At 67.6% G+C, this 5,285-nt stretch carries 2 protein-coding genes and 1 pseudogene; 1 reads left to right on the top strand and 2 read right to left on the bottom strand.

The window, feature by feature from the left end; all coding sequences use genetic code 11:
* Nucleotides 1–43 precede the first annotated feature (43 nt).
* Nucleotides 44–3,162: pseudogene (locus JCM9942_RS10600) on the top strand (efflux RND transporter permease subunit).
* A 57-nt stretch (nucleotides 3,163–3,219) separates the two neighbouring features.
* Here JCM9942_RS10600 and hglS read toward each other — a convergent pair.
* Nucleotides 3,220–4,578 (bottom strand): 2-oxoadipate dioxygenase/decarboxylase HglS, encoded by a 1,359-nt coding sequence (gene hglS, locus JCM9942_RS10595; RefSeq protein ID WP_054659548.1) that lies wholly within the window; start codon nucleotides 4,576–4,578, stop codon nucleotides 3,220–3,222.
* Between the two features lie 94 nt (nucleotides 4,579–4,672).
* A complete protein-coding gene (locus tag JCM9942_RS10590; protein ID WP_145974375.1) occupies nucleotides 4,673–5,143 on the bottom strand; it encodes a hypothetical protein in 471 nt (156 codons plus the stop codon).
* Nucleotides 5,144–5,285: the final 142 nt, after the last annotated feature.

Below are 5,285 nucleotides of genomic sequence, written 5' to 3'. Positions count from 1 at the left end.
GCAGCGTGCCGCCGCGCGGCTGCAGGCAGCCCGGTAAGCACGGATGAACATTTCCGCGCCCTTCATCAAACGTCCGATCGGCATCACCCTGCTGGCGATCGGCCTGGTCTTCGCCGGGCTGGTCTGCTACCTGCGGCTAGGGGTGGCGGCGCTGCCGAACCTCACCATTCCGGTGATCTTCGTGCAGGCCTCCAACATCGGCGCCGATGCCGACACCATGGCCGCCACCGTGACCGCGCCGCTGGAACGGCATCTGGGCCAGGTGCCGGGCATCGACACCATGCGCTCGTCCAGCAGCGACGGCCGCAGCATGGTGTTCCTGATGTTCAACACCAGCCGCGATATCGATTCGGCCGCACAGGACGTGCAGGCCGCGATCAACGCGGCGATGGCCGACCTGCCGGCCGGCATCAACACGCCCACCTACCAGAAAGCCAATCCCAACGACGATCCGGTGATCGCGCTGGCGCTGACCTCCGAAACACAGTCGGTGGCCGAGCTCTACAACCTGGCCGACTCGCTGCTGGCACAACGCCTGCGCCAGCTGCCCGGGGTGTCGCAGGTGGATATCGCCGGTGCCTCCACGCCGGCGGTACGGGTGGATCTGAACCTGCGCGCGATGAGCGCGCTGGGGCTGACTCCGGATGATCTGCGCAATGCGATGCGCGCGGCCAACGTCGCCTCGCCACTGGGCTTTTTGAGCGACGGCAGCAGCCAGACCGCGATCGTGCTCAATGACCAGATCCGCAAGGCCGCCGATTTCGCCAACACCGCCATCGCCACCCACGAGGGCGCGGTGGTGCGACTGAAGGATGTGGCCACCGTCTACGACGGCCAGCAAGACGCCTACCAGGCGGCCTGGGTCAACGGCAAACGCGGCGTGCTGATGTATGTGTACCTGCGCAGCGGCGCCAACCTGGTGGCGACCGTGGACCGGGTCAAAGCCGAGGTGCCGGCACTGTCCGGCTACCTCGATGCCGGCACCACGCTGACCCCGTTCTTCGACCGCACCCCGACCATCCGCGCGTCGCTGGCCGAAGTGCAGATCACCCTGATGATCAGCTTGGCGATGGTGATCCTGACCATGGCGCTGTTCCTGCGGCGGCTGGCGCCGACGCTGATCGCCGCGGTGACCGTGCCACTGTCGCTGGCCGGCGCCGCGCTGCTGATGACCACGCTGGGTTTTACCCTCAACAACCTGACCCTGCTGGCGCTGGTGATCGCCATTGGTTTTGTCGTCGACGATGCGATCGTGGTGATCGAGAACATCATGCGCCACCTCGACGAGGGCCTGCCGCGCGAGCAGGCGGCGATGGCCGGTGCGCGCGAAATCGGCTTCACCATCGTCTCGATTACCGCCTCGCTGATCGCCGTGTTCCTGCCGATCATCTTCGCCCAGGGCATGATCGGCGCGTTCTTCCGCGAGTTCACCCTGACCCTGGTGGCGGCGATCGTGGTCTCGGCGCTGGTCTCGCTGACCCTGACCCCGGCGTTATGCGCACGCTTCCTGCAGCCGCATGCCGAGGGCGCGCGCGATACCCGCATCAACCGCCTGCTCGACCGCATGCATGACGGCATGCTGCGGACCTACACCGTGGCGCTGGACTTCTCGCTGCGCCATGCGTTGCTGCTGTCGCTGACGCCACTGTTGCTGATCGTGGCGACCTTCTACCTCGGCGGTGCGGTCAGCAAGGGACAGTTCCCCGAGCAGGACACCGGACTGATCTGGGGCCGCGCCAGTTCCGCCGCCACGGTCTCGTTCAATGAGATGAGCGAGCGCCAGCGCCGCCTGAGCGACATGCTGCTGGCCGATCCGGCGGTGAAGATGGTCGGCGCACGGCTGGGCTCCAGCCGCCAGGGCAGCAGCGCGCAGTTCAACATCGAACTGCTTACCGAGAAGGAGGGCCGGCAGGAGCCGACCAACGTGGTGGTGGCGCGGCTCAGCGCCAAGGCCGCGCAGTTCCCGGATCTGGATGTGCGCCTGCGCGCGATCCAGGACCTGCCTTCCGACGGCGGCGGTGGTGGCGGCTCGCAAGGCGCACAGAACCGCGTGACCCTGCAGGGCAACGACGCCGCGCAGCTGGCCGAGTGGCTGCCGAAACTGGTCGAGGTGCTCAAGCAGAATCCCAAGCTGCGCGATGTCGGTTCGGATGTCGACAAGGGCGGCTGATGCAGAAGATCGTCATCGACCGCGAGAAGGCCTCGCGGCTCGGGGTGAGCATCGGCGCCATCGACGGCGCGCTGTATGGCGCGTTCGGCCAGCGCCAGATCTCCACCATCTATGCCGATCTGAACCAGTACGGCGTGGTGGTCAACGCACTGCCCAGCCAGACCGGCAGTCCGGCGGCGATCGAGGATCTGTACGTGGCCTCCCGCAGCGGGCAGATGATTCCGCTGACCGCGCTGGCACATCAGGAGCCAGGCCTCGCACCGTCGCAGGTCACCCACCAGAACCAGTACACGGTGATGGACCTGAGCTACAACCTGGCACCAGGCGTGAGCAGCGGCGAAGGCGATGCCATCGTCAAGGCGGCGATCGACGGCCTGCGCATGCCCGGTGACATCCGCCAGGCCGCGCGCGGCGGCTTCCGCCAGGCCATGGATCCGGCGGCGATGCTGATGCTGATCATCGCCGCCATCGCCACGGTCTACATCGTGCTGGGCATGCTCTACGAGAATCTGGTGCACCCGGTAACGATTCTTTCCACCCTACCGGCGGCGGGTATGGGCGCACTGTTGGCGTTGTGGATCACCAGGACCGACCTGTCGGTGATTTCGATGATCGCGCTGGTGCTGCTGATCGGCATCGTCAAGAAGAACGCGATCATGATGATCGACTTCGCCCTGGTCGCGCAGCGCGAGCATGGCAAGGCGCCGGCCGAGGCGGTACGCGAGGCCTGCATCGTGCGCTTCCGGCCGATCATGATGACCACGATGGTGGCGATCTTGGCCGCATTGCCGCTGGCGATCGGCCTGGGCGAAGGCTCCGAGCTGCGCCGGCCGCTGGGCATCGCGATGATCGGCGGCCTGCTGATCTCGCAGAGCCTCACGCTACTGAGCACGCCGGCCCTGTATGTGATCTTCTCCTGCCTGCAGCAGCATTGGCGCAGCTGGCGGGCACGGCGCAAGGCGCGCAGGCAACAGCGCATCGCGCGGGCCTGATACCAAGAAAAAGCCGCCCCTCGGGGCGGCTTTTTCTTGTCGCAACGGCAGGAACCGTCAGCTGGCCAGCTGCGCCAGCGACTCGGCCTGCAGGCGTTCGTAGATGGCGAACTCGTCGCTCACCGGCGCGCCCAACGCCTGCTCGAACGCCGCGCGGTTGGCGCGTGCGGCATAGGCGCGCTGCTCGTCGCCGCCCAGGTTGGACTGGAAGATACCGGCCGCACTGACCGGCAGGAAATCCTCGTAGATGATCGGATCGGCGGTGGCCAGACCACGTTCGATCAGGACTTCGGCCGGCAGATCGCGCCCGGCTGGCGGCAGTGCACGGCCGGCTTCGGTCAGTGCATAGCGGTAGTAGCCCAGGCCTTCGCGACGCAGACGGTCGTGGTCATCCGGGAAACCCGCAAAAGCGGCCTGCAACCGCTGCATGTAGTCGTCGCCGGTACTGCCAGCACCACCCCGGGCGTCGGCCAACAGGGCGTCGTACAGCGCGCGGCCCTTCGGCGTCAGTGCCAGCCCGCGCTGCTCGATCTCGCCAAAACGCGCGGTGTGGGTGCCCGCCTGGTTATCGGCACCGGACGGGAAATGCACCATTTCCTCCAGCGCCTTGAAGCTGGTCTGGCGCAGCAGGATCGGGCACTGCCGGCGCGGCGGACCTTCGATCACCGCCTTGGCCGCCAGCCCGCGCGCCTGCATCTGCACCTGCGCAGCGTCGATATCCAGGGTGCGCGGGGTGAGGTGGTTGATGTGCGGCCCGCGGAAGCTGACCACGTCCGCCACCAGCCGGTGCGCGCCAAGCAGCGCGCGATAGGTTTCCAGCGACACGGTGGCCTCGTTGTGCCAGCGGAAGGTTTCCAGCGCTTCCACCACGAAACGCCAGGCGTCGTCCTCGCCCAGGCCGCCGTCACGTTCGCACTGTTCGATCAGTTGCAGCACGCCAGCGGTGAAGATGGTGCGGCGGGACAGGATTTCGGCCGCCTGCGCGCGCAGGGCGTCATCCTCGATCAGCTCCAGCCGCAGCAGCGAGGTGAACACGCGGAACGGATTGCGGTTGAGCGATTCGCCATCGACCGGGCGGAACGCGGTGGAGTGCACCGGCACACCCGCCACCGACAGGTCGTAATAGCCCACCGGGTACATGCCCATCACCGCGAACAGCCGGCGCAGCGTGGCCAGCTCCTGGGCGGTGCCGACACGGATCGCGCCGTGGCGCTCCACGTCCAGGCGCTCGCGCTCGCCGCTGCGCTGCATCTGCTCGGCCAGCGCCGGCTGGGCGGCGAGCACTTTCGCGTTCACCTCTGCCACCAGTTCCACCAGCGTGCCGTACAAAGGCACTTCGGTGCGGTACATGTGCGACATCGCCTGCGAGAACAGGCTGCGGATATGGTCGGGCGAAACGAAACGGTCGGCGGTCATGACAAGGCGCGCTGGCGCGGAATCGAAGGAAGCGGCCATTTTCGCCCGGAAGCGGTCACAAAGCCTATCCGCACAGCAGCAAAGCCGCGTGTCCTCAGTCGCTGGCTGCCGCCTTGAGCGCGGCAGCGTCGCGCTGCGCGCGATCCCCGAGCTGGCGCTTCAGCAGCGGATCCAGCGTGATCGGCCGGTCCCAGTGGTCGAAACTGGCGACGATGGCGTGGCGCAGCGCGCGCCAGTGCAGGTTATCCGGCGCCGGCTGCCGGCTCTCCACAACCTCTCTCCAGCCGGTTTGCGGCAGGCGCGTGCGGGCGCGTACCCACTCGCGACAGCCGCCACCGGCGACCTGGCCCCAGACGCAGGCGAAATAGATATCCCCGGCGTTCCAGCCGTGCTCCTGCAGCAGCGCGGTCACATAGCGCGGATGGGCGCCGGCATAGCGCGCCAGCTCATCGACGAACGCATCGGGATAGCGCGCGGCATAGGCATTGATATCAGCCAGCTGGCGATCCACCCAGGCATCACCGGTGCCCGGGGCATAGGCCGGCGCGACCGTCTCCGTTTGCACGGGGGCGGGATCTTGCGCATGCACCCCCGGCACAGCCATCAGTGCCGCACACCAAAGCAGCACGCCGTGCAGGCGCCCGGTCCGGGGATGAGGCTGTGGCACCGGCGCGGACATGCTCAGCGGCCCTGCGGCGCCGCCTGTG

The sequence above is a fragment of the Stenotrophomonas pictorum JCM 9942 genome, assembly GCF_001310775.1.
GTDB lineage: Bacteria > Pseudomonadota > Gammaproteobacteria > Xanthomonadales > Xanthomonadaceae > Stenotrophomonas > Stenotrophomonas pictorum.
This window is presented reverse-complemented; position numbering and strand designations above follow the sequence as displayed.

Bases quoted from the DNA above. Each gene is read 5' to 3' on its own strand.
- hglS (WP_054659548.1), bottom strand. From the start codon at position 4,578: ATGACCGCCGACCGTTTCGTTTCGCCCGACCATATCCGCAGCCTGTTC.